Origin of the sequence: Arthrobacter sp. CAN_A212 (assembly GCF_015752345.1) — a bacterium.
Classification (GTDB): domain Bacteria; phylum Actinomycetota; class Actinomycetes; order Actinomycetales; family Micrococcaceae; genus Arthrobacter_D.
Genome location: NZ_JADOUT010000017.1, coordinates 44,833 through 67,972, shown reverse-complemented (window position 1 = coordinate 67,972; position 23,140 = coordinate 44,833). Strand labels below are relative to the sequence as shown.

Annotated in this window: 20 protein-coding genes; 10 read left to right on the top strand and 10 right to left on the bottom strand. The window is 65.5% G+C overall.

Going from position 1 to position 23,140, the window contains the following annotated elements; translation table 11 throughout:
• Nucleotides 1-5 precede the first annotated feature (5 nt).
• The 3 genes from IWX64_RS12915 to IWX64_RS12905 all read left to right on the top strand — a co-directional run bounded on the left by IWX64_RS12915 (nucleotide 6) and on the right by IWX64_RS12905 (nucleotide 4,288).
• Nucleotides 6-1,106: a glycoside hydrolase family 130 protein gene (locus IWX64_RS12915; protein WP_196867527.1), complete on the top strand. Its 1,101-nt coding sequence runs from the start codon at nucleotides 6-8 to the stop codon at nucleotides 1,104-1,106.
• Entirely contained in the window at nucleotides 1,103-3,205 is a 2,103-nt protein-coding gene (locus IWX64_RS12910; RefSeq protein WP_196867526.1) for a hypothetical protein, read from the top strand. Before IWX64_RS12915 ends, IWX64_RS12910 begins: the two co-directional genes overlap by 4 nt.
• Nucleotides 3,206-3,376: 171 nt before the next feature.
• A complete protein-coding gene (locus IWX64_RS12905) occupies nucleotides 3,377-4,288 on the top strand; it encodes a phosphodiesterase (RefSeq protein WP_196867525.1) in 912 nt (303 codons plus the stop codon).
• A gap of 60 nt (nucleotides 4,289-4,348) precedes the next feature.
• Here IWX64_RS12905 and IWX64_RS12900 read toward each other — a convergent pair whose 3' ends face one another.
• Both IWX64_RS12900 and IWX64_RS12895 read right to left on the bottom strand, forming a co-directional pair.
• Entirely contained in the window at nucleotides 4,349-5,764 is a 1,416-nt protein-coding gene (locus IWX64_RS12900) for a stealth family protein (RefSeq protein ID WP_334683286.1), read from the bottom strand.
• 309 nt (nucleotides 5,765-6,073) lie between these two features.
• Nucleotides 6,074-6,703 (bottom strand): DUF1684 domain-containing protein, encoded by a 630-nt coding sequence (locus tag IWX64_RS12895; protein ID WP_196867524.1) that lies wholly within the window; start codon nucleotides 6,701-6,703, stop codon nucleotides 6,074-6,076.
• 78 nt (nucleotides 6,704-6,781) lie between these two features.
• Between IWX64_RS12895 and IWX64_RS12890 the strand changes: the two genes are divergently transcribed.
• Entirely contained in the window at nucleotides 6,782-7,534 is a 753-nt protein-coding gene (locus tag IWX64_RS12890) for a sulfite exporter TauE/SafE family protein (RefSeq protein WP_196867523.1), read from the top strand.
• Between the two features lie 55 nt (nucleotides 7,535-7,589).
• Nucleotides 7,590-8,876 carry a cell division protein PerM gene (locus tag IWX64_RS12885; RefSeq protein WP_196867522.1) on the top strand — a complete coding sequence of 429 codons (1,287 nt, stop codon included), beginning with the start codon at nucleotides 7,590-7,592 and terminating at the stop codon, nucleotides 8,874-8,876.
• A gap of 42 nt (nucleotides 8,877-8,918) precedes the next feature.
• Here the strand turns inward: IWX64_RS12885 and IWX64_RS12880 are convergent, their stop codons facing one another.
• Complete coding sequence (locus IWX64_RS12880; protein ID WP_196867521.1) at nucleotides 8,919-9,356, bottom strand: hypothetical protein; 438 nt, start codon at nucleotides 9,354-9,356, stop codon at nucleotides 8,919-8,921.
• Nucleotides 9,357-9,395: 39 nt separating this feature from the next.
• Between IWX64_RS12880 and purN the strand changes: the two genes are divergently transcribed.
• Both purN and IWX64_RS12870 read left to right on the top strand, forming a co-directional pair.
• Nucleotides 9,396-9,965, top strand: coding sequence for a phosphoribosylglycinamide formyltransferase (gene purN / locus IWX64_RS12875; protein ID WP_196867520.1), 570 nt, complete (start codon nucleotides 9,396-9,398; stop codon nucleotides 9,963-9,965).
• A 1-nt stretch (nucleotide 9,966) separates the two neighbouring features.
• Nucleotides 9,967-10,983, top strand: coding sequence for a magnesium and cobalt transport protein CorA (locus IWX64_RS12870; RefSeq protein ID WP_196867519.1), 1,017 nt, complete (start codon nucleotides 9,967-9,969; stop codon nucleotides 10,981-10,983).
• Here IWX64_RS12870 and IWX64_RS12865 read toward each other — a convergent pair.
• Nucleotides 10,961-12,346 carry an MFS transporter gene (locus tag IWX64_RS12865; protein WP_196867518.1) on the bottom strand — a complete coding sequence of 462 codons (1,386 nt, stop codon included), beginning with the start codon at nucleotides 12,344-12,346 and terminating at the stop codon, nucleotides 10,961-10,963. The two genes, IWX64_RS12870 and IWX64_RS12865, sit on opposite strands and share 23 nt — an antisense overlap.
• A 137-nt stretch (nucleotides 12,347-12,483) precedes the next feature.
• Here IWX64_RS12865 and purH point away from each other — a divergent pair, with 137 nt between their 5' ends.
• The 3 genes from purH (at nucleotide 12,484) to IWX64_RS12850 (ending at nucleotide 16,056) form a co-directional block, all read left to right on the top strand.
• Nucleotides 12,484-14,097: a bifunctional phosphoribosylaminoimidazolecarboxamide formyltransferase/IMP cyclohydrolase gene (gene purH, locus IWX64_RS12860; protein ID WP_196867517.1), complete on the top strand. Its 1,614-nt coding sequence runs from the start codon at nucleotides 12,484-12,486 to the stop codon at nucleotides 14,095-14,097.
• Nucleotides 14,098-14,125: 28 nt separating this feature from the next.
• A complete protein-coding gene (locus IWX64_RS12855) occupies nucleotides 14,126-14,692 on the top strand; it encodes a hypothetical protein (protein ID WP_196867516.1) in 567 nt (188 codons plus the stop codon).
• A 131-nt stretch (nucleotides 14,693-14,823) separates the two neighbouring features.
• Complete coding sequence (locus IWX64_RS12850) at nucleotides 14,824-16,056, top strand: NADP-dependent isocitrate dehydrogenase (RefSeq protein WP_196867515.1); 1,233 nt, start codon at nucleotides 14,824-14,826, stop codon at nucleotides 16,054-16,056.
• A 77-nt stretch (nucleotides 16,057-16,133) separates the two neighbouring features.
• Here IWX64_RS12850 and IWX64_RS12845 read toward each other — a convergent pair whose 3' ends face one another.
• The 6 genes from IWX64_RS12845 to IWX64_RS12820 all read right to left on the bottom strand — a co-directional run bounded on the left by IWX64_RS12845 (nucleotide 16,134) and on the right by IWX64_RS12820 (nucleotide 23,126).
• Complete coding sequence (locus IWX64_RS12845; protein WP_196867514.1) at nucleotides 16,134-17,216, bottom strand: Gfo/Idh/MocA family protein; 1,083 nt, start codon at nucleotides 17,214-17,216, stop codon at nucleotides 16,134-16,136.
• Between the two features lie 74 nt (nucleotides 17,217-17,290).
• The gene (locus tag IWX64_RS12840) at nucleotides 17,291-18,373 is read right to left on the bottom strand and encodes a substrate-binding domain-containing protein (protein ID WP_196867513.1); all 1,083 of its coding nucleotides are present in this window, start codon (nucleotides 18,371-18,373) and stop codon (nucleotides 17,291-17,293) included.
• 51 nt (nucleotides 18,374-18,424) lie between these two features.
• Nucleotides 18,425-19,696, bottom strand: coding sequence for a multiple monosaccharide ABC transporter permease (gene mmsB / locus IWX64_RS12835; RefSeq protein ID WP_196867512.1), 1,272 nt, complete (start codon nucleotides 19,694-19,696; stop codon nucleotides 18,425-18,427).
• Nucleotides 19,697-19,711: 15 nt separating this feature from the next.
• Nucleotides 19,712-21,256, bottom strand: coding sequence for a multiple monosaccharide ABC transporter ATP-binding protein (mmsA, locus tag IWX64_RS12830; protein ID WP_196867511.1), 1,545 nt, complete (start codon nucleotides 21,254-21,256; stop codon nucleotides 19,712-19,714).
• A 113-nt stretch (nucleotides 21,257-21,369) separates the two neighbouring features.
• Nucleotides 21,370-22,572: an ROK family transcriptional regulator gene (locus tag IWX64_RS12825; RefSeq protein WP_196867510.1), complete on the bottom strand. Its 1,203-nt coding sequence runs from the start codon at nucleotides 22,570-22,572 to the stop codon at nucleotides 21,370-21,372.
• A 32-nt stretch (nucleotides 22,573-22,604) separates the two neighbouring features.
• Entirely contained in the window at nucleotides 22,605-23,126 is a 522-nt protein-coding gene (locus IWX64_RS12820) for a gamma carbonic anhydrase family protein (RefSeq protein ID WP_196867509.1), read from the bottom strand.
• Nucleotides 23,127-23,140: the final 14 nt, after the last annotated feature.

Below are 23,140 nucleotides of genomic sequence, written 5' to 3'. Positions count from 1 at the left end.
CTCCAATGACTTCGCAAAGCACTGTTTCCCTCACCACCACGCTCCCTACTGTCCCGTTCACGCTCACGCGTGCCGGTGTCATCATGACCCCCGAGGAGGGCAACGAGTTCGAAGCCGACGGTGTCCTCAACCCGGCCAGCGGCCGCGGCCCCGATGGTGAGCTGTACCTGCTGCCGCGTCTTGTCTCCCAGGGCAACGTGTCCCGGGTGGGCTTGGCCAAGGTCATCATCGAAGATGGTGTGCCCACCGGCGTGGACCGGATGGGGGTGGTCCTCGCCCCCGACGAAGGCTGGGAGCGCGGCACCAACAACGCGGGCACCGAGGACCCCCGCACCACCTGGGTACCCTCGCTGGGCCTGCACCTGATGACCTACGTGGCGTACGGACCCCTGGGCCCGCGGATGGCGTTCGCCCATTCCACCGACCTCAGGTCCTGGCAGCGACTGGGGCCGTGTTTCTTCGAGTACAAGGCTGAACTGTCGATGGATCTCAACCTGTTCCCGAACAAGGACGGAGTGTTCTTCCCCGAGCCGGTCAACGACCCCGACGGCGTCCCTTCCTACGCTCTCCTGCACCGCCCCATGTGGGATCTGGGCTGGATCCGCGAGGGCGAGGGGGAACACCTTCCCGCCGGGATCACCGACAACCGGCCCGGCATCTGGATCTCCTACGTGTCGGTGGAGGATGTCGAAAGGGACATCCGGAACCTGGTGCACATGGGCAAGCACACCCTCGTGGCGATGAGCGAGTTCGAGTTCGAAGAGCTCAAGATCGGTGGCGGTCCGCCGCCCATCCGGGTGGACGAGGGCTGGCTCATCATTCACCACGGGGTGGCCGGCGCGCTGGAGAAATCGGCGTTCGATCACCAGCAGAAGGTCAACTACTCGGCGGCGGCAATGATCCTCTCCGCCGACGACCCGTCGGTCGTGATCGCCCGCAGCCGCGAACCGCTGCTGCAACCGGAGACCGACGACGAGAAGTCGGGCATTGTGCCCAATGTGGTCTTCCCGACCGCCATCGAGGAGATCGACGGTCAGCTGTTTGTCTTCTACGGCATGGCTGACTCCAAAATCGGTGTGGCCCGTCTCGATCGGGTCGTGGCATGAGCGCCCGGGCCGCCCGCATCCCGTGCCTGGTGATGACCGCGTCGCTCGCCCTGGTGGGCGTCGGCATGGCACCCGGGGCTGCTGCACCCGGAGCAATATCACCCGCCGGTTCCACCTTCCTGGCACCCGCCGCCGCGGCCACCGCACCCTTGACGAACACCGCCCACCTGGACTGGCTGCTCGACGAGGTGCCGGTTCCCGCCATTGAGGGCCACAGCACCTACCGTTCGGAGGAACAGCCGGCGGCGCTGGCGCCGTGGACCTACGCGGACCGGAACGACGACGGTACCTACCGCAAGATCGGCGGCGGGAACCTCGACGCCGAGGGGGACTGGAGCCAGGGCGCCTACAACGCCGACGACATTTCCCGCACCGCCGTCGTCTACCTCCGGCACTGGCAGCAGACCGGGAGCGCAGCGAGCAGGGAATCAGCCTTCCAGACCCTGCGCTCGCTGGCCTACCTGCAGACCACTGACGGCCCCAACGCGGGGAACGTGGTGCTGTGGCAGCAGACCGACGGGGATCTCAATCCGAGCGCCGAACCGATCGAGCTTCCCGATCCCAGCGATTCGGCCGAGTCGTACTGGGTGGCCCGTACGGTGTGGGCGCTCGGCGAGGGGTACGCGGCATTCCGCGACGCCGACCCCGAGTTTGCCGCGTTCCTGCAGGACCGCCTCCACCTGTCCCTGGATGCGCTGAACCGTCAGTCACTGGGCCAGTACGGCCAGTATGAGATGGCCGACGGCGTCCCGGTCCCCGCTTGGCTGATCGCCGACGGCGCCGACTCTTCCGCCGAGGCCGTGTTGGGTTTGTCGGCCTACGTTCAGGCGGCGCCGTCAGACGAGGCGGCGCGGACGGCGCTGACCCAGCTCAGTGAGGGCATCGCCGAGATGTCGTCGGGTGATACCCAGGCCTGGCCGTTCGGCGCCATCCTGCCGTGGACCAAGTCCCAGACCTTCTGGCACGCCTGGGGCGGTATGGCTCCGGCCGCCGTCGCCGATGCTTCGGTGGTGCTGGACCGTCAGGACCTGGCTGACGCCGCCGTGCGTGACACCGCAGGGTTCACTGCGCAGCTGATCGCCGCCGGTGGCCCTGACAACGCGTGGACCCCCACGCCGTCGGAACAGGTGCAGATTGCCTATGGCGTTGACTCGCGGCTGCAAAGCCTGGTCGCCACCGCCGAGGCGACCGGCGCCACCGGGCTATACGAGCTGGCGGCGGTGATGGGCGGCTGGTACTTCGGCGCCAACCGCAGCGGTGAGCCCACCTACAACCCGGCCACCGGCGTCACCTTTGACGGCGTCCAGGCGGACGGCACCGTGAATCTCAACTCGGGTGCCGAATCCACCATCCACGGGCTGCTGTCGATGCTGGTGCTCGACGCCAACCCCGAACTGAAGGCTGACGCCCTGGGCATCGACGAGACTGTCGCCACCGACGGGCTCACGGTGGTGGAGGCCGAATCCGGTTCCATCACGGGCGACGGCGCCATGGTGACCGCCGAGTCCGCGTGGACCGGCGAAGCCAACATCTCGGGCGGCGCCTACGCGCAGCTCGGCAACGGATCCCGGCTCCGGATCCCGGTGCCAGCGCACCAGCAGGATCGCAACGTGTACCCGGTCGTGAACCGGACTATCGAGGAGGCGGGGACCACCACCTGGTCCGGGAAGCGTAAGCTCGGCACCACTCCCAATGGTGGGGCCGGTGAGGAGGGCATCACCGACGCGCCGGGCCTGCTGCAGCCGTTCAGCCTGGACCGGGACCTGAAACGGGGCGAACGCACCGTCACAGCCTCCGTCAGGGGGGCCGCGTCGATCGATGCACTGCTGCTCCAACCGGTGATCTCGTCGGTGACGGTGGATGGGCCGGCGGGGGAGTCCACCATCTATGTCAGTGCTTCCGGGAAGAAGTCGCTTCACAAGGTGGACGTACCCCGCGGCTACCGGCTGGAACAGCAGGCCTTCGACGCGGCCGGGCAGCCGGTCAAGGTGCCCGGAAGCAAGGATTCCAGCGGCAAGGGCAAGGGCAACGGCCAGGGCCATGACACCGTCTACGTCGCGCCGGGCGGGTTCACCGAAACCTCCCTGGTCCGTCGGTAACCAGAGATCCGCAGCCGGGCGCAGGCCCGGCTGCGGATCACCCGGTTGGGCCAAATCCCGCAGCGTTATCCGACTTGCCGTGCTGTGTTCACCCGCTATTGGTCTGATCTCTGCTTTGATGGAGGTCAATTAGGTTGTAAACGGTCACCGCCAGCTACCTAGAAGGTCACCATGAATTACCGGACGGCCGAGCATCCTCGGCCGCAGCAGTTTATCCTCCACCTCAGCGACACTCACCTGCTCGGCGGGTCCGGGCCACTGTATGGGGCGGTGGATAGCGAAGCCCGGTTGCGCCAGATCTTTGATGAGCTCGAAGCGTCGGGGGCCAGACCCGAGGCGCTGGTTTTCACCGGCGACCTCGCCGACAAGGGCGAGGCCAACGCCTACACCAAACTCCGTGCGATTGTTGAACCTGCCGCCGCGAAACTCGGCGCCGAGGTGATCTGGGCGATGGGCAACCACGACGACCGCGCAAACTTCCGGGTGGGGCTGCTGGACCAGGCGCCCGATGCCGCGCCCATCGACCGCAGCTACCTCATCAACGGGCTGCGCATCATCACCCTCGACTCCACGGTGCCGGGCCACCACTACGGCGAGTTCAGCCACGACCAGCTGGTGTGGCTGGCCAACGAGCTGCTCACCCCGGCACCCCACGGCACCCTGCTGGCCCTGCACCACCCACCGATCCCCTGCATCCAGGACCTCTCGGTCCTGGTGGAGCTGCGCGGCCAGCGGCAGCTCGCCGACGTCGTCGCCGGGTCCGATGTCCGTGGCATCCTGGCGGGGCACCTGCACTACTCAACCACCGCCACCTTTGCCGGTGTGCCGGTGTCAGTGGCGTCAGCCACCTGCTACACCCAGGACCTGGGGTACGACGGCGGGGGCACCCGAGGGCAGGACGGCGCCCAGGCGTACAACCTGGTGCACGTCTATGAGGATACGATCGTGCACTCGGTGGTCCCGATTGGTGCGTACCGGCCGGTCGGAGAGACCGTTCCGTTGGTCGAGACACGCCGCCGGCTCGATGCGGCGGGCGTGCGGATCGCAGACCCGGCACCGGCCCGCCAGTTTACCGGGGCCTAGCACGCCAGTCCTCGGGCCAGGCCCGCGGCTGGGGCAGGCTTGGGCAGGGACCGGCGTGCCCTAATTCTCCCAGGGTGCCTTGATGGGGAAGTACTTCTCCAGGAAGTCGGTCACCAGGCGCGCCCGCTCGTCGGCTGGCACCTCGGGGAAGCTTCCGTCATTGAGGCAGAAGAAATCGGTGTGCCGTTTGTCGAGCAGCTTGTTCAGGCTCCGCAGCCCGGACCGCATGGTGGTGTCGATGTACTGCACCTTGGCGGATTCCTGGGTGACAGCCCGCCCGGTGAGCAGCGCGTAGTAGTGGTAGAGCGAGTTGGTCACCGAGATGTTGTCCTTCGCCCGGAACCGTGAGGCGGCAGTCGCCGCGAATTCGGCGGCGAACTCCTCCTCCATCTCCAGCAGGACACTTCGGCGCAGCGGCGCTGCCGTGTGCTCCAGATGACGGGTGGTGATCCTGCCGAAGCGTTCGTGCAGCAACCGTCGGTTGACCCGGGCGGCATTCTCGAAGCCACTGCGCTCGGCGTCGTTGTCGCCCAGCCCAATCCGGGTGTCGGCCTGGATGAACTTGGTGATCCCGCCGGGGGAGAAGAACATTTCGGGGGAGACCGGGCGGCCGAAGAACATGTCGTCGTTGGAGTAGAGGAAGTGCTCCGACAGGCCGGGAATGTGCTGCAGCTGGCTCTCGACTGCCTGCGAGTTGTGAGTCGGGAGGACCGAGGTGTCTTTAAAGTGCTCTTCCGAGCGGACCAGGGTCACCGAGGGGTGGTCGGCGAGCCACTCGGGGCACTCCGAGTCGGTAGCGATGAAGATCCGGCGCACCCACGGCGCAAACATGTACACCGACCGCAGGGCGTATTTCAGTTCATTGATCTGGCGGAACCTGGCCTCGTGGTCGTCACCCTCGCCAATCACGGCGTCTTTCATCCGGGCTGCCCGGGCTGCCTGGAACTCTGGTGAGCTGCCGTCCACCCAGGAGAAGACCAGGTCTATATCGAAGTCGATGTCGGTGGCGTGGTCGGCGAACATGTTGTCGATGGTGGGCCACATCAGGCCGTGCCGTTCGACGGAGCCGCGGACCACCTCCGAGGAGGGCAGGGTGCGGCGGGTGAGTGAGTTCTCCACCGGCAGCTCGATGGAGTCGCCGTCGAGCGACCACAGTTCAATCTGCACACCGGCGGACGGGCCGAAGGACAGCCCACCAAGAGGTTCGATGCGTGGCCGGAACAGGCGGAAGATGCGTGCCTTCGCGCTGTGCGAAAGGGAGCCGTCGGTGACTAACAGGGTGGTGCGGCGCTTGGTGTCGACGGTGCGGGAGTAGAACGGTTCGTCGCGGCAGGCGGAAACCAGGGCGTCCCGCAGCCGTTCGCGGTACTTGAGGTCGATCGCGATGACCGGGCGCTCGTCGTTGCCGCGGACCAGCAGGTACTCGATACCGGCGTTGTCGAGGGCTGCCCGAATGAACAGGAGATCCTCGACCATTGCCTGGTGCGGCGTCACGCTCTGGTTGATCAGGGTGAAGCGGCGCTTGACGGTGGTGATGTCGTTGCGTTCGGTGAACCGCGCAACCGCGGCGCGGGACGCCGATTCGAGGACTTCGGCCTCATCGACCGGCTCGGGGGCCCCGAAATAGATATCGTGTTGGGCAGCAGTATCCGTAATGGGTTCCTCCAAAGGGGGTAACAGGAGCGTTTAGTCCATGATAAGCCTGCCCCCGCGCACGCTGCGGCGGGGTAGCCGGGGGCCCGTAGGTGCACCGGATCAGCAGGTGCAGTTCAGTACGCGGAGTATTTAGTACGTGGAGTACAGCTCACCGACGCGGAGTTCCGCGTCCACCCGGTTGTCCGGCCCCGGCAGCGGGCAGGCCCACGCCTCGTCGTAGGCGCAGGACGGGTTGTAGGCAAAGTTCAGGTCGATAACCAGCCGGTCACCGGCCACCCCGAGGTGCGCTCCCTTGACCGTGTCGAGCACGTAACGACCGCCGCCGTAGGTGCCGTCGGACTGACCGCCCGAACCGTCGCGCAGCGGCAGGAACAGCCCGCCGCCGTAGGAGGCGAGCCGCCACAGGGCAAGCCGGCCCACGCCGTCGAGGCCCATGGTGCCGAGCCGGTGGAACGTCACGGTCCCGTCTGTGCCGGTGGGGACGTCCATTGCCTCGCCCGCGCCGTCGTCGTCGATCACTGCCTCGAACCGGTAGTCAGGCTGGTAGGGGGCCACCGCGAGGCCGGTGAAGGAGGCTTTCGTCGCCTCGTCCAGGGGGGACGCCGGGTGGGTCGCGAACAGCCGGTTCCGGCCTGCGCGCCACAGGTCATGGGCCGACGACGGCGATCCGGACGCCGCGCCCTCGCGCACCTGGCGGTAGAGCTCGAAGACCTGGTTGCGCCAGTCGGCAATGTGCAGTGCTGTGGAGACAGATGGCATCAGCCCAGCCTAGCGGCCCGGCACCGGCGGCCCGTCACGGAACGGGAAATACAGTTGCCCAGGCGTACTGTGTGATCTGTGACCACCGGCATCTTCTTCATCGTTCTGTTCTCCATCCTGCTCGGCGCGGTAGCGCAGCGGATCGCCGGCCTTGGCTTCGCCCTGCTGATCGCGCCGTTCATGGTGATCATTCTCGGGCCGCACGAGGGCGTGATCCTCGTCAATATCTGCGGGGTGGTGTCCTCCGCCCTGATCGTGGGACGGGTCTGGAAGGACATCGACTGGAGCATGTTCAGATGGCTCGTCGTCCCCTCCATCTTTGGGTCGGTGCCCGGCTCGGTCGCCGCGGTGATGCTCCCTTCTGCCCCGCTTTCAGTGACCGTCGGCGCCGTCGTCCTGGTCGCACTGTCGGTGTCACTGGTGCTGCAACGCTCCTCGGTGGTGGTGAAGGGCAATACGCCGAAGGCTGTCGCCGGTTTTGCCGCGGGCCTGACCAACTCGATGGCGGGGGTGGGTGGCCCGGCGGTCAGCGCCTATGCGCTGCTGTCCCGCTGGCCCCAGCGGGAGTTCGCCGCGACGCTGCAACCGTTCTTCGTGGTGATTGGGCTGATGACCCTGATCGTCAAGCTCAGCCTTGACCCAACCGACGCCCCCGCGCTGCAGTGGTGGATGTGGTCGGCGATCGGCGTCGTGATTGTGCTCGGAATCTTCACCGGCGAGAAGCTCGGCCGCTTCATCAAAGACGATCACGCCCGGTTCTTCGTGATTGTGATCGCGTTCCTCGGTGCCGGGGCGGCGCTCGTCAAAGGGCTGATGGACCTGATGGTCTAGTCCGGGCCCGAGTCGCTGGACGTGCAATGCGGCTCCCGGTGGCACCATTGAGGTGATGAAACTTCCTCTCCGTATGCCCGGTCGGCGTGCCCTGCCCATGCCCCTGTGGTTACAGGGTGTGTTTGAGCTGGCCCAGTCGGCAGTGATTTCCGGGCTGCTGATCCTGGTACCCCTGGCCGCCGTGTGGCTGGCGGGAGGGTTCGGTGAACGGACCCCCGCCGCCATGGCACAACTGGGCGGGCAGCTGTGGCTCCTGATCCACGGGGTGCCCCTGGAGGTGACCTTCCCGGCGGCCGAGCCCGACGGCGTCGGGACTACCGGCATCCTGTCGATTGTGCCGCTGGGCCTGATTCTCATTCCGTTCCTGCTGTCGTGGCGGGCGGGTCGACGGCTAGCCCGTGCCTCGTACTCCGACCAGCTCTGGCAGGGCGTGGCTGGCGCCCTCGGCAGCTATGCGGTGATCGGCGCAACGGTCGCCTACCTGTGCTCCACCCCCGAAGCGACACCCCCACTGGTCGCCGGCGCCCTCATCCCGCTGCTGTCGGCGGGTCTGGGCCTGGTGATTGGTGCCTACCGGGAGGCAGGCACGTGGAGCCGGCTGATCGGCGTCGACGGCGTCGCCTGGCTGGCACGCACCAGCCAGCACTCGCGGTGGGCCGGGTCCTACGCCTGGTCCTGTCTTCGCGCCGGATTCGTGGCAGTCACCATTTCCCTGGGGCTGTCCGCAGTGCTGCTCGCGGTCACGTTCGGCTTTCGCTGGGCGGAGATGGCCGCCGTCTACCAGCGCCTCGACGCGGGGATCATCGGCGGCAGTGCCCTCACCCTGGCGCAACTCGGGTTTGTCCCCAACCTGGTGGTGTGGACCCTCTCCTGGGCGTCCGGTGCCGGGTTTGCCCTGGGTTCGGGCAGCGCGATCACCCCGCTGACCACGAGCGCTGGCCCGCTGCCAGCCCTACCCGTGCTGGGCGCGGTGCCGCCCGGCACCCTCGAGTATGGTCTGGCTGCCCTCGCCATCCCCGTCCTCGCGGGGCTGCTGGCAGGATGGTGGTTCTTCAGGGAAGGCGAGAACCACCTCGACGAGTGGCTGGAAATCAAGATGGAGGCCCGCTGGTTCACCGCGAGCGTCTCAACCCTCTGCGCGGCCGTGCTGATCGGCCTTGCGGCCGGAGCCATGACCGCGGTCGTCGCCTGGCTCTCCCACGCGTCGCTGGGCCTGGGCAGACTGGTGGATCTGGGTCCCAACCCTTTCTGGGTGGGACTATTCATCGCCGGAGAGGTGGCAGTCGGCGTCGTCGTCGGCTACGCCGCGGGACCGCTGCTGGAGCGGGAGAAGCGCGCCTAGAGAAGAAACTTCTCGGATCGGGACTGCCCAGACCGGGACTGCTCAGGAGCCGCCGGGGAGGAACCCGCCGAGGTTCATCAGGTCGTTCTGGCACTTGGCCTGGGCGGCATTGGTGAGGGCGGTGCTCATGCACTCCTCATATTCAACGGTGACCGGCCACAACGCCACCTGGGCGCCGGTCCCCAGCACCAGGAACGCGGTTGCTCCAAGGCCCACCACGGTGGTGATCCGGAGCAGCGCCGGAAGCTTGTCCCGTATCGCCCGGACCAGGGCGAAGATCCCCAGTACCAGTGCCACCAGTCCCAGAACGAGGCCGATGACCTTCCACGGCAGGGCAAGGGTGCCGGCGAGGACAGCGCCGAGCAGCGCCAGCAGGAACCACCTGAAGTAGTTCCGCGTCCTGGCCAGCTCCTTTTCCGCTGACGACCCGGGGGTGGGCGCGCCGGGAGCAGGTGGGGCGGGGCGGGGGCTTTCGTTCATGGTTTAACCCTAGGGTAGAGCGCAGCCTATGGTTGACCCATGCGCATCGTAGTCCTGGTTTCCGGCACTGGATCCAATCTTCAGGCGGTCATCGACGCCGTCAGTTCCGGCTCACTGGACCTCACCATCGCCGCCGTCGGGGCCGACCGGCATGACACCTACGGGGTGGAGCGCGCCACCGCGGCGGGGATCGACGGGTTCGTCGTTGACTTCAAGTCCTATCCCGAGCGATCGGACTGGAATGCCGACCTCACCCGCAAGGTCGCCTCCTACGCCCCCGACTATGTGGTGTCCTCGGGGTTCATGAAGATTGTCGACCAGGGGTTCCTCGACGCCTTCCCCAACCGTTACCTCAACACCCACCCGGCCCTGCTGCCCAGCTTCCCGGGCGCGCACGGGGTCCGGGACGCGCTGGCCTACGGCGTGAAGGTGACCGGCTGCACCGTGATGATTGCCGACGCCGGGGTCGACACCGGTCCTATCCTCGCGCAGGCCGCCGTCGACGTGCTCGACGACGACACCGAGGACACCCTCCACGAACGCATCAAGGTCCAGGAACGCGAACTGCTGATCCGGACCCTCCGGCAGCTGGCCCTGGAGCAGGGCTGAGATGGCGCTCGTCGACAAGGCCGTATACCTGGCAGGGACACGCCACTCCGAACCAGAATCACTTGCAGACACCTTCGAAATAATGCGCGCCAGCGGGGGCATGGCGTGGATCGGCCTGTACCGGCCCGATGACGACGAGCTCACCACCGTCGCTGACGAATTTTCCCTTCACCACCTGGCCGTTGAGGACGCGTTCAAGGGTCATCAACGGTCCAAACTGGAACGCTACGGGCCAACCCTCTTTGTGGTGCTGCGTCCGGCGCGCTACCTCGACGCCGAGGAGAAGGTGGAGTTTGGGGAGCTCCACGTGTTTGTCGGTGAGGACTTTGTGGTCACGGTCAGGCACGCCGAATCACCCGATCTGGGGAAGGTGCGCAACAGGCTGGAGGAGAGTCCCGAACTGCTCGCGATGGGGCCAGCGGCGGTGCTCTACGCCATCCTCGACGAAGTGGTGGATGAGTATGAACCAGTGGTGAACGGGCTCGAAAACGACATTGACGAGATCGAAAACGAGCTCTTCGGCGGCGACGCGGGCGTCTCACGGCGTATCTACGATCTGCACCGCGAGGTGGTCGAGTTTCAGCGTGCCACCCAGCCGCTGCAGTTCATGGTGGAGAACCTGCAGCGCGGCTCCGAGAAGTACCATCTGGACCCGGAGGTGAACCGCCGCCTGGGTGACGTCCTGGACCATGTGATCCGGCTGATTGAGCAGGTCAACACCTTCAGGACCCTGCTGCAGAACGCGCTCACCGTGCACTCGACGCTGGTGGCGCAGCGCCAGAACGAGGAAATGACCCGGCTGACCGAGACGTCGCTGGCACAGAACGAGGAGGTCAAGCGGATCTCCTCCTGGGCGGCGATCCTCTTCGCTCCCACCCTGGTGGCAGCAATCTACGGCATGAACTTCGATGAGATGCCAGAACTGCACTGGACCTTCGGGTATCCGTTTGCGCTGGTCCTGATGGTCGCCACCGGCATCGGCCTGTTCCTGGCGTTCAAGCGGAATCGCTGGTTGTAACCGGCTGCACCTCGTTGAGGGGAATGCCACGGGTTTCGGGTGCGTAGCGCGCCATCCACAGCACTGCCACCAGGACCAGCAGTCCGGTCGCGGCGAAGGTGAGCGGCAGGCCCAGGACCGGCCACAGCAGTGACCCGAAGATCAACGGCACCAGTCCCGCGCCCACCCGTGAAACGGTTGACGCCCAGCCGAACCCCGAGGCCCGCAGCTCGGTGGGATACAGCTCCGACACGTAGGTGTAGAGCACCGGGATGGCGACCTGGATCAGGAAACCGAACAGCAGCAGCCAGGCGGTGGCGACGGCGGGGAGGTCCACGGTGAGCGCGAAGATCACCAGCACGACGGCGGACAGCGGGCCGGACACGGCGAGGATCCATTTGCGTCCCACCCGTTCCACCAGCAGGGCCGCCGCGACGACGCCGAAGAATCCGACGGCTGTCATGCCGGCGGTGGTGAGGAAGGCGACGGACTGGGCATACCCGGCCTGCACCAGGATCTGTGGCATCCAGGTTAGCGCCCCGTAGTAGACCAGCAGGATGCTCAGGAACAAGCCCCACGCGGCAAGGGTGATCCGCCAGTCGAACCGCCACAGGGCCGTGAGCTGGCCGGAGACAGAGCCGATGGACAGTTTGGGAGCTTCCTCGGGGGTGGGCAGCCGCCACGGTGTTTTCGCGGCGCCCGTGCGCTCCACCAGGTCGTTGATCACTGCTTCCGCCTCCGCCTGGCGGCCCTTCTGGACCAGGAAGAGCGGGGATTCGGGCACCGAGCGGCGGACCCAGAAGACCAGCAGGGCGGGCAGCACCATGACGAGCATCAGGTAGCGCCAGTCGCCGAAAGCGGTCATCAGCAGCGCCGACACCACTCCGCACAGGGCTGCTCCGATGGGCCACCAGGCGTCCATGGCGGTGAGCACGCGCCCCCGGTGTTTTCGGGGAGTGAACTCTCCCACCAGGGCGTAGTCCACCGGGATGCAGCCACCCAGCCCAACCCCGGCCATGAAACGGAAGACGCAGAACCAGATGAAGTCGGGGGAGAACGCACCCAGCACGGTGAAGATTGAAAAGATCAGCAGGGTCAGCGTGAACGCGCGCTTCCGGCCGATGATGTCGGCGATGGATCCCCACGCGAAGGCGCCGATCGCCATGCCGATCAGGTTGGAGGTGGCCACCCAGGCCGCTTCGCCGGGCGAAAGGTCCCAGTGGTCCGATAGCAGGGGGATCAGGTACCCGTTGAGGGTCACATCCCAGGCGTCGAACATGAATCCGAGGCCGCCGATGAGGAAGATCTTCCCCTGCACCTTCCAGCGCCACGGTAGTTCCTGCACCACCTGGTCTCCGGTGGGTAGTTCAGTTTCGGTGCTCACGGGGAAACTGTACCGCCGCAAGCGCCCAGTCGACGGAAACCGGGGCGTCAGGGGTCGGTCATCCTTGGGGCTGGACGGGCCAAGTGACCTAGACTTGGAGGCGATCCCACCCGTAGCGAAAATTCTGGAGCTTCCGCGTGACTTTGAACCATCTCGACCAAGTTCCCATCCGCCGGGCCCTCATCTCGGTGTACGACAAGACGGGGTTGGAGGAGCTGGCCCTCGGGTTGCACCGTGCCGGCGTCAGCATCGTCTCGACGGGTTCCACCGCGAAGCGCATCGCCGCCGCGGGTGTCCCCGTGACCGAGGTGTCCGAGGTGACAGGGTTCCAGGAGTGCCTTGACGGGCGGGTCAAGACCCTTCACCCGATGGTGCACGCGGGAATCCTCGCCGACCGCCGCCGGGGTGACCACGTGGAACAGCTCCGGGCACTCGAGGTGGAGCCGTTCGACCTCGTGGTGGTGAACCTCTACCCCTTCGTTGACACCGTGAAGTCCGGCGCCGCCGAGGATGAAGTCGTCGAGCAGATCGACATCGGCGGACCCGCCATGGTCCGCTCCGCGGCAAAAAACCACCCCTCGGTCGCAATCGTCGTGGACCCGGCCCGGTACGACGACGTCGTTGCCGCCGCCGATGCCGGCGGGTTCGATCTCAGCGCGCGACGCCGGCTGGCCGCCCTCGCGTTCTCCCACACCGCCGCCTACGACAACTCGGTGGCCGCCTGGACTGCCGCCCAGTTCGGCGACGGGACCGCCGACGGCGACTCCTGGCCCGCCTACGCCGGCCTGGCCCTGGAGCGGTCCGAGGTGCTGCGGTACGGCGAAAACCCGCACCAGGACGCCGCCCTGTACGTCGAGAAGGGTGCCACCCCGGGCATCGCCCAGGCCGACCAGCTGCACGGCAAGGCGATGAGCTACAACAACTACGTGGACGCCGACGCCGCACTGCGCGCCGCCTTCGACTTCGACCTGCCCGCTGTGGCGATCATCAAACACGCCAACCCGTGCGGGGTAGCGGTCGGTGCCGCTGACGCCGCCGATCCGATCGCGGACGCCTACGCCAAGGCGCACGCCTGCGACCCCGTCTCGGCCTTTGGCGGCGTGATCGCCGCCAACCGGACCGTCACCGCGGCCATGGCCACCGCCGTGAAGGACGTGTTCACCGAAGTGGTGATCGCCCCTGATTTCGAGGCCGATGCCGTGGCCATCCTCTCCGCCAAAAAGAATATCCGCCTACTGACCCTGCCCGAGGGATACCGGCGTGACCCCGCTGAGCTCCGGCAGGTCTCCGGTGGCGTGCTGGTGCAGCTGGCCGACACGGTCAGGGCCGACGGCGACGCCCCGGAAACCTGGACCCTCGCCGCCGGACCGGCGGCCGACGAGGCGACCGTGGCCGACCTCGCGTTTGCCTGGACCGCCTGCCGGGCCGCGAAATCCAACGCCATCCTCCTCGCCGATGGTGGGGCTGCGGTGGGTGTCGGCATGGGACAGGTGAACCGGGTCGACTCCTGCAAGCTGGCCGTCGAACGCGCCAACACCCTGGCGGGCGACGGCGTGAACCGTGCCCGCGGTGCCGTCGCGGCGTCGGACGCGTTCTTCCCCTTCGCCGACGGCCTGCAGATTCTGCTCGACGCCGGGGTGCGCGCCGTGGTGCAGCCGGGAGGGTCGGTCCGGGACCAGGAAGTCATCGACGCGGCAACCGCCGCAGGGATTACCATGTACTTCACCGGCACCAGGCACTTCTTCCACTAGCCGGCCAACAGAGACGGCGGCAGTGCCCATGGAAATCGCTTCGATTTTTACCCTCGCGGCAGGCATGGCACTGGCCGGCTCGGCGTTCGCGCCGGCCGTGTCGCCGGGCACCCGGATGGTGTCGGCCATCCTGGGCCTGGCACTGTCCCTCTTCGCGGTCGTCCTGTTGTTCCTCGGAGCGAGCCCCGGAGTTTTCCTGTGGGTTATTGCGGTGGCGTTTGCGGTGAAGAACTTCCGTGCAGCGGACCGGCGCCAGAAGAAGATCGACGCCGGCCTGGATCCGGCCCGGCACCCCAACCTTGGTGATCTGCGCCAGCTCCAGTTGCCCGCGTGGGCACCGCGGGTTCCGGGCATCGCCCGCCAAGGGACCCCACAGATTCCCGGCGTCGCTTCTCCGGGGGTGCCCGCCGGGCCGACCCCGGCCGCCTTTCGGGGGCAGGCGGCCTCCTATGCGACGTCCGGTCAGGCGCCCGGTCACAACTCGGCGCCAGATACCCGCGGGCTGCGGCCCGCTCCGGCCACCGACCGGTGGGGCAAACCGATTCCTCCCGGGTCGATGATGGACCGCTGGGGCAATATCGTCCCCGCAGAATAGCCGGTCGGATCACACCCATTTAGGGCACCAATAGTGGCCTGTGGCATAGTTGAGCAGGATAAAACCAGCACAAATCACGGGCCGAGCTGCGTCCATCAGACAGAACCGGCCCACCATTGCAAGGAGACCGTGTGGCTGACGCGCCAGCAACGAAAATCAAGGTACAGGGTTCGGTTGTCGAACTCGACGGCGACGAGATGACCCGGATAATCTGGCAGTTCATCAAGGACCGCCTGATCAACCCCTATCTGGATGTCGACCTGAAGTACTACGACCTCTCCATCCAGAACCGCGACGCGACCGATGACCAGGTCACCATCGACGCCGCGAACGCCATCAAGGAGCACGGTGTGGGCGTCAAGTGCGCCACCATCACCCCCGACGAGGCACGCGTAGAAGAATTCGGCCTGAAGAAGATGTGGGTTTCGCCCAACGGCACCATCCGCAACATCCTCGGCGGCGTCGTCTTCCGCGAACCCATCATCATCTCCAACATCCCGCGCCTGGTGCCTGGCTGGAACAAGCCCATCATCATCGGCCGCCACGCCCACGGCGACCAGTACAAGTCCACCAACTTCAAGGTGCCCGGCCCCGGCAAGGTCACCATGATGTTCGAGCCCGCCGACGGCTCCGAGCCGATGAAGTTCGACGTCGTCACCATGCCTGAAGAGGGCGGCGTGGCCATGGGCATGTACAACTTCAACGAGTCCATCCGCGACTTCGCCCGGGCGTCCTTCGCCTACGGCCTGCAGCGCGAATACCCCGTGTACCTGTCCACGAAGAACACCATCCTGAAGGCCTACGACGGCCAGTTCAAGGATCTCTTCCAGGAAGTCTTCGACGCCGAGTTCAAGGATCAGTTCGAGGCAGCCGGCCTGACCTACGAGCACCGCCTGATCGACGACATGGTGGCTTCCGCCATGAAGTGGGAAGGCGGCTACGTCTGGGCCTGCAAGAACTACGACGGCGACGTCCAGTCCGACACCGTCGCCCAGGGCTTCGGCTCGCTGGGTCTGATGACCTCAGTGCTGATGACCCCGGATGGCAAGACCGTCGAGGCGGAGGCTGCCCACGGCACGGTGACCCGTCACTTCCGCCAGCACCAGCAGGGCAAGCCAACCTCCACCAACCCGATCGCGTCGATCTTCGCGTGGACCCGTGGGCTGATGCACCGCGGCAAGCTGGACAACACCCCCGAGGTCATCACTTTCGCTGAGACCCTCGAGGACGTTGTCATCAAGACCGTCGAGTCCGGCCACATGACCAAGGACCTCGCGGCCCTGGTTGGACCGGATCAGGCCTACCAGACCACCGAGGAGTTCCTTGCGACCCTCGATGACAACCTGAAGGCACGCCTGGGCTAGTACCGGCGCAGCAGCACAGAAGAGACCCGGCGGATTCCCGCCGGGTCTCTTCTGTGTTCAGGGGGTCCCGCCGGGGGTCAGCCGTCGTTGGCGTACCGCATGCCCAACTGGCCACGCACCCCGTCGAGGAGGCGCATGGTGTCGAGGGTATCGGCCCAGGGCATGGTCGGGCTTTCCGTCAGGCCCTCCTGGATGCACCGGGTGGTTTCGCGCAACTCGTACACGTACCCGCGGCCGGCCTGATCGAACGTTTCGACCCGCTGCTCGCCCTGGTGCAGCTGCACGGTGAGCTCGCGCGGGTTGTGGAGGACCGAGCCAGACCTTAGCCAGCCTTTGGTGCCCACCACTGTCGCCTGGCCAGGGCAGGAGGCCGCCAGCGACGTCGTCAACTGGGCCTGCGCGCCATTGCCGTAGGTGAGGGTGAGTGCGTTCTGGGTGTCGACGCCGTCGTCGTTCAGGACCGCAGTGGCGGTCACTGCGGAGGGGAAGCCGAGTGAACCGAGAGCCCAGGTCAGCGGGTACACGCCCAGGTCCAGCAGTGCACCGCCGCCTGCCGCCGGGTCCCACAGCCGGTGGGCGCTGCCATGGTCTGACGGGAAGCCCAGGTCCGCCTGGACCCACTGGATCTGGCCCAGTTCGCCGGAGTGGATGATGTCCCAGGCCCGGTTGACGCTCGGCAGGAAGCGCGACCACAGGGCTTCCATCAGGAACAGGTTGTTGGCCCGTGCCAGGTCGATCAGTTCGCCGGCTTCCCGTGCGTTGACGGTGAATGCCTTTTCACACAGGACATGCTTGCCCGCGGTGAGCGCAGCCTTGGCCACCTCGTAGTGCTGGGCGTGGGGCGTCGCAATGTAGACGACGTCGACGGCGGGATCGTTGAACAGGCGCTGGTAGCCGGTCACGCCGTCGGCGTCGTGGTAGCTTGACTCAAACCCGAACTCCTCGGCGAAGGCCCGCGCGGACGCCTCGGACCGGGAACTGACGGCGTGCAGCACTCCGTCCTCCAGTCCGGCCATGTCCTGGGTGACGCTGGTGGCGATGCCGCCGGTGGCGACAACGCCCCAGCGGAGGGTGCGGCCGGTGGCGGCGAACGGACTGGGGGCACCGGGAGCGGCGCAGGGTGGTCGGGGGATCTGCTGCACAGGATGAAGGGAGTTCATCGTCCCATCTTTGCCTGCCGGCAGACAAAAAAGTAGCCCGACCCACTCGGGGCCGGGCTACTCAAACAATCTGGTTACTCGTTGACGATCTCGGAGAGCGTTGGATCGTTCTCGTAGGCTTCGGCAGCGTTTTCCATGGTGACGATCTGTGGTTCCAGCAGGTACGCCGGCACCACCTTGACGCCGTTGTCGTAGGAGTCGGGATCGTTGATCTCGAGCTCCTCGCCTGCACCCAGTCCCTCGACCATTTCAATGGCATGAGAGACGAGGGCGCGGGTGTCCTTGTTGATGGTGGAGTACTGCTCACCGGCCATGATGGACTTGACCGATTCGACCTCGGAGTCCTGCCCGGTGACGATGGGGAGGTCCTTGCCGCTGGCCTGGACCGAGGTCAGGATGGCGCGGGCCAGGGTGTCGTTAGGGGAGAGGACGCCGTCCAGTTCCTCGGAACCGTAGGTGCCGGTGAGGAGGGTGTCCATGCGGGTCTGCGCGTTGCCGGCCTCCCAGCCCTGGGTGACAGCCTGGTTGAATTCGGTCTGGCCGGAGGCGACGACGACGTTGCCGGATTCGATCTCTGGCTCGAGGATGCTCATCGCACCGTCGAAGAAGACCTGGGCGTTGGCGTCATCGGGTGAACCAGCGAACAGCTCGATGTTGTAGGGGCCTTCGCCTTGCTCAGCCATGCCATCGAGCAGTGCCTGGCCCTGCAGCTCGCCCACCTGGAAGTTGTCGTAAGCCACGTAGTAGTCGACGTCTTCCGTGTTGGTCAGCAACCGGTCATATGCGATAACAGTGATGCCGGCTTCCTTCGCCTGGGCGAGCTGGGTGCCCAGCTGAGCGCCGTCAATGGCACCAACAATCAGTACCTCGACGCCGTTGGTGATCATTGAGCTGATCTGGTTCTGCTGCTCGGAAACGCCACCGTTGGCGAACTGAACGTCGGGGTCGTAGCCGGCCTCGGTCAGGCCGTCATTGAACAGGCCCTCAGCGAGCACCCAGTTCTCGGACGTCTTTTGGGGCAGGGCCACACCGATCGCAGCACCCTCCTCAAATCCGCCTTCTCCTTCGGTTTCTGTCCCGGCATCGCGGCCGCAACCAGAAATGGCCAGTGCTGAAATCGCGGCGATTGCCGCAAATGATCGTGCGTACTTACGCATTACTGCTCCTTTAGTGAACTAAGTAACTACCTGCTGAAGTGTTGGTCTGGGTTAGCGGGCCGAGACGTCATTGGATATGACCGTCTCGGTGGCTGTCGGCACTTCGGGTTTCCCCTTGTTGCCAAAATTCTTCATAATCAGCCCGGTGATGGAGGGCTTGCCCTGGCTCTTGTTGTAGACGTCGAAGGCGACGGCGACCAGCAACACGAGGCCCTTGATGATCTGCGTCAGGTCGGCGCCGACGCCGAGCAGTTGCAGACCGTTGTTCAGCACAGCCATGACGAGCCCGCCGATCACGGAGCCCACCACCGTGCCCACACCGCCGGTGACGGCTGCGCCACCGATAAAGACGGCGGCGATGGCATCGAGTTCCCAGCCGACGCCGTCGAACGGACCCGACGCCGTGGAGCGGCCCACGAAGATCATGCCGGCCAGCGCCGCCAGGATGGACATGTTCATCATGACCAGGAAGTCGACCCGGCGGCTACGCACGCCGGAGAGCTTTGCCGCGTGACGGTTGCCACCGACGGCGTAGACGTGACGGCCGATGATGGTCTTGGTGGAGATGAACCCGTAGATGATCACCAGTGCGCCGAGGATCAGTCCGGGAACGGGGAAGGACGTACCGGGATTGCCGGTGGCGAACAGGTAAGTCGCGTACAGAATGACAGCTGAGAGGAGCGACATTTTGACAACCGAGACCCAGACGGGCGGCGCTTCGGCCCCGATCTTGGCAATCCGCTTCCGGGTGCGCATCTCGTTGTAGATCACGGCCGCGATCAGCGCGAATCCGAGCAGCAGGGTCAGGTTGTTGTAGCCGATGTTCGGTCCGACCTCCGGCAGGTATCCGGCGCCGATGAACCGGAACTCCTGGGGGACGGGAACGGTGTTCGACTGCCCCACGAACTGGTTGGCACCGCGGAACAGCAGCATGCCGGCCAGCGTGACGATGAACGCCGGGATACCGACGTAGGCCACCCAGAAGCCTTGCCATGCCCCAATTAGCGCTCCCAGGAGCAGCCCGACGACGATGCCCAGGTACCAGGGCAACCCCCAGTCCCGCATCACGATGGCGACGACGATCCCCGCGAACGCGGCGACGGAACCGACCGACAGGTCAATGTGGCCGGCGATAATGACGAGCACCATACCGATGGCGAGGATCAGAATGTACGAGTTGCCGTTGAACAGGTTCATCATGTTGCCGGAGGTGAGGGTGTTACCGCCGGTCATGATCTGGAAGAAGACGACCAGGGCAAGCAGGGCGAAGATCATCCCGAACTGCCGCGTATCGCCGCCAAAGAGTTGTTTGAGGGATTTCATGGTGGATCCTAAGAGCTAGGCAGTCTTCCTGCGGGCGGTCATAAGTTTCATCAGCGATTCCTGGTCGGCCTCTCCACGGGCGAGCTCGCCTGTGATGGCTCCCTCGAAGATGGTGTAGATGCGGTCCGAGATGCCCAGCAGTTCCGGCAGTTCGGAGGAGATGACAATCACTCCCTTGCCCTGGTTGGCGAGCTGCTGGATGATCCCGTAAATCTCGTACTTGGCGCCGACGTCGATCCCCCGGGTGGGCTCGTCGAGGATCAGCAGGTCGGGGTCGGTGAACATCCACTTGGCGAGGACAACCTTCTGCTGGTTGCCGCCCGAAAGTTTGGCGACGCCCTCGTTGACGGACGGTGTCTTGGTCCTCAACGACTTGCGGTACTTCTCGGCCACCACGAATTCCTCGTCGTTGTCCACTACCAGCCCATGGGTGATTTTTTTCAAGGCCGCGGACACGGTGGTGGTCTTGATGTCGTCGAGCAGGTTCAGGCCGAGCGATTTCCGGTCCTCAGTCACGTAGGCCAGACCGTGCTTGATAGCCGACGGCACCGACTTGAGGGTGACGAGTTCGCCGTCCTTATAAATCTCACCCGAGATGAAGTTCCCGTAGGAGCGTCCGAAGATGGAGCGGGCCAGCTCAGTGCGTCCTGCGCCCATCAGGCCGGCAAACCCCACGATTTCACCCCGACGGACCTTGAAGCTGGAGTCCTTGCAGACCAGCCGGTCCGCTACGGCCGGGTGGCCCACGGTCCAGTTGCGGACCTCGAAGAAGGTCTCCCCGATCGTCGGCGTGTGGTCGGGGAAGCGTGATTCAAGCGACCGCCCCACCATGCCCCGGATAATCCGGTCCTCGTCGACGCCGTCGTTCTTCACATGCAGCGTCTCGATGGTTTTGCCGTCACGGATGATCGTGATGGAGTCGGCGATCTGTTCGATCTCGTTGAGCTTGTGAGAAATCATGATGCAGGTGATGCCCTTGGAACGTAGCCCGGCCATCAAATCGAGGAGGTGCTGCGAGTCGGATTCGTTCAGCGCTGCCGTGGGCTCGTCGAGGATCAGCAGCTTCACAGACTTGCTCAGGGCCTTGGCAATCTCGACGAGCTGCTGCTTGCCGACGCCGATGTCCTTGACCGGGGTGTTGGCCTCCTCGCGGAGACCCACCCTGGCCATCAGCTCGAGGGTCTGGGCGTTCACCGAATCCCAGTCGATGACTCCGCGTTTACCGGGTTCGTTGCCCAGGAAGATGTTCTCGGCAATGGAGAGCTCAGGGATCAGGGCGAGTTCCTGATGAATGATCACAATGCCAGCTGTTTCGCTGGACCGGATGTCCTTGAATTCAACCTCTTTGCCCTGGAAGATGATGGCGCCGTCGTAGGTTCCGTGGGGGTACAGCCCGGAAAGGACCTTCATCAGGGTGGATTTTCCGGCACCGTTTTCGCCGCAGATGGCATGAATTTCGCCGGCCTCGACGGTGATGGAAACCTGGTCGAGGGCTTTGACGCCCGGGAATTCCTTGGTGATGGAACGCATTTCCAGGATCTTGTGATGTTCCAAAGGCATCCTCCCGAGTGGCGGCATTGGCTCTCCCTGACCATGACTGGTCAGAATAGGCAGTTAACCCCGTCCGGCATGTTGGAGTCAAGTCTTGAACACAAAACGTCTTTTATTGGTAGCTAAACGTTATGTAGGTGGGGCTGCGAGAGGACGACGGCGGCACCGCCAAGTGCTTCGGTGCGGTCACCGAGGGCTGACATGAGCACCGCAGTTGATTCGCCCACGACGGGTACCGCGTGGCGGACCAGGCCGCGGCGGATCGGTTCGAGCAGGATGTCGTCCAGCCTGGTCAGCGGTCCACCGATCACCACAAGCTCCGGGTTGATCAGGTTTGCCACGTTGGCGACTGCCTTCCCCAGGGCGAGGCCGGCGTCGTCAATCACGCGGAGCACAGTGGTGTCTCCGGCCAGCGCGAGGTCCACGAGTTCATCGACGGCAATTGGCCCTTCCGCGCGGCGGCTGAGGAGGTCCACCATGGTGCTGGTTGAGGCAACCGTCTCCAGGCAGCCGCGGTTTCCGCACCGGCAGACCAGACCATGCTCCACGATGGTGCTGTGGCCCAGTTCGCCGGTGATGCCAACGTGGCCGTAGTAGACCGAGCCGCCAAGGATCAGCCCGGCACCGATGCCCGAGCCGACCTTGAGGAACATCAGGTTCTCGACCGCCCCGTGCGGCCCCCAGGTGACCTGGGCAAGGGCACCAAGATTCGCATCGTTGTCAATGAAGACGGGGAATCCGAGCCGTTCGCCGAAGGTGGCGAGGATGTTGATACCTACCCACTCGGGCAGGATAGCGCCCTGTACCACGGTCCCGGTGCGGCGGTCGATGGGGCCGGGTATCCCTACCCCGGCGCCGAGCACCGACGCGCGGGTGGTGCCGGCTTGCAGGAGAAGCTGGTCGAGGAGGCGTTCGGCGGCGTCGAGCCCTTCCTCGGCGCAATGTCCCAGCGGCAGGGCGGTCGCCTCATCCTGCATCACCTGATAGTTCAGCCCGGCGAGGACCACCCGGACATGGCGCCGGCCGATGTCGATGCCCACCGCAAGCGAACCATTGTCGTTGAGGATAACCAGGAGGGCACGACGTCCCGAACTGGTGGTGGGGGTGGTGGTGGCAAGGCCGGCGTAGACCATCGCTTTAACGATGTTGGAGACCGTTGCGGTGGAGAGCCCGGTCTGCCGTGCTAGCTCCGCCTGCGTCTGCGGACCAGCGGCGAGGACACTGACGATCCGCTGCTGGTTGCGCTGCCGAAGGGCCGATTGGGAACCCGGGCTCGGAGGATTCCCGTCGAAGTCACGCTTGGTCTTCGGGCGTCCTACGGGCATGTACTACAGGGTGCTACATGGTCACCTTGTAGTCAAGAAGTTAACGCTTGACGGTGGGACGTGGCCAACACTTGATAGGACGCTGCGTTTTGCTTGACCTTCTCAAACTCGCTGTCCGTCAGTTCCCGTCTGACCTTCGCCGGCACACCGGCGACGAGCGAGCGGGGTGGGACCTGCATGCCTTCCAGGACAACCGCACCCGCAGCCACCAGCGACCCGGCGCCAATGACTGCGCCGTTCATGACGGTGGCGCTCATGCCGATGAGGCAGTCGTCGCCGATGGTGCAGCCGTGGATTACCGCGGTGTGGCCGATGCTGACCCGGTCGCCGACCGTCGTCGGGAAATCCGGGTCCGCGTGGAGCACCACGTTGTCCTGCAGGTTGGTGCCGTCGCCCACGCGGATGGGGGCGGTGTCACCGCGCACGGACACGCCGTAGAACGCGCTGGAGTCCTCGCCGAGGACCACGTCCCCGATGATCGACGCCGTCGGTGCAACGAAGCAGGAGTCGCTGATGGTGGGTTTCTTGCCGAAGATTTCGATGATGTGGGCCATGTCACCCAGCCTAG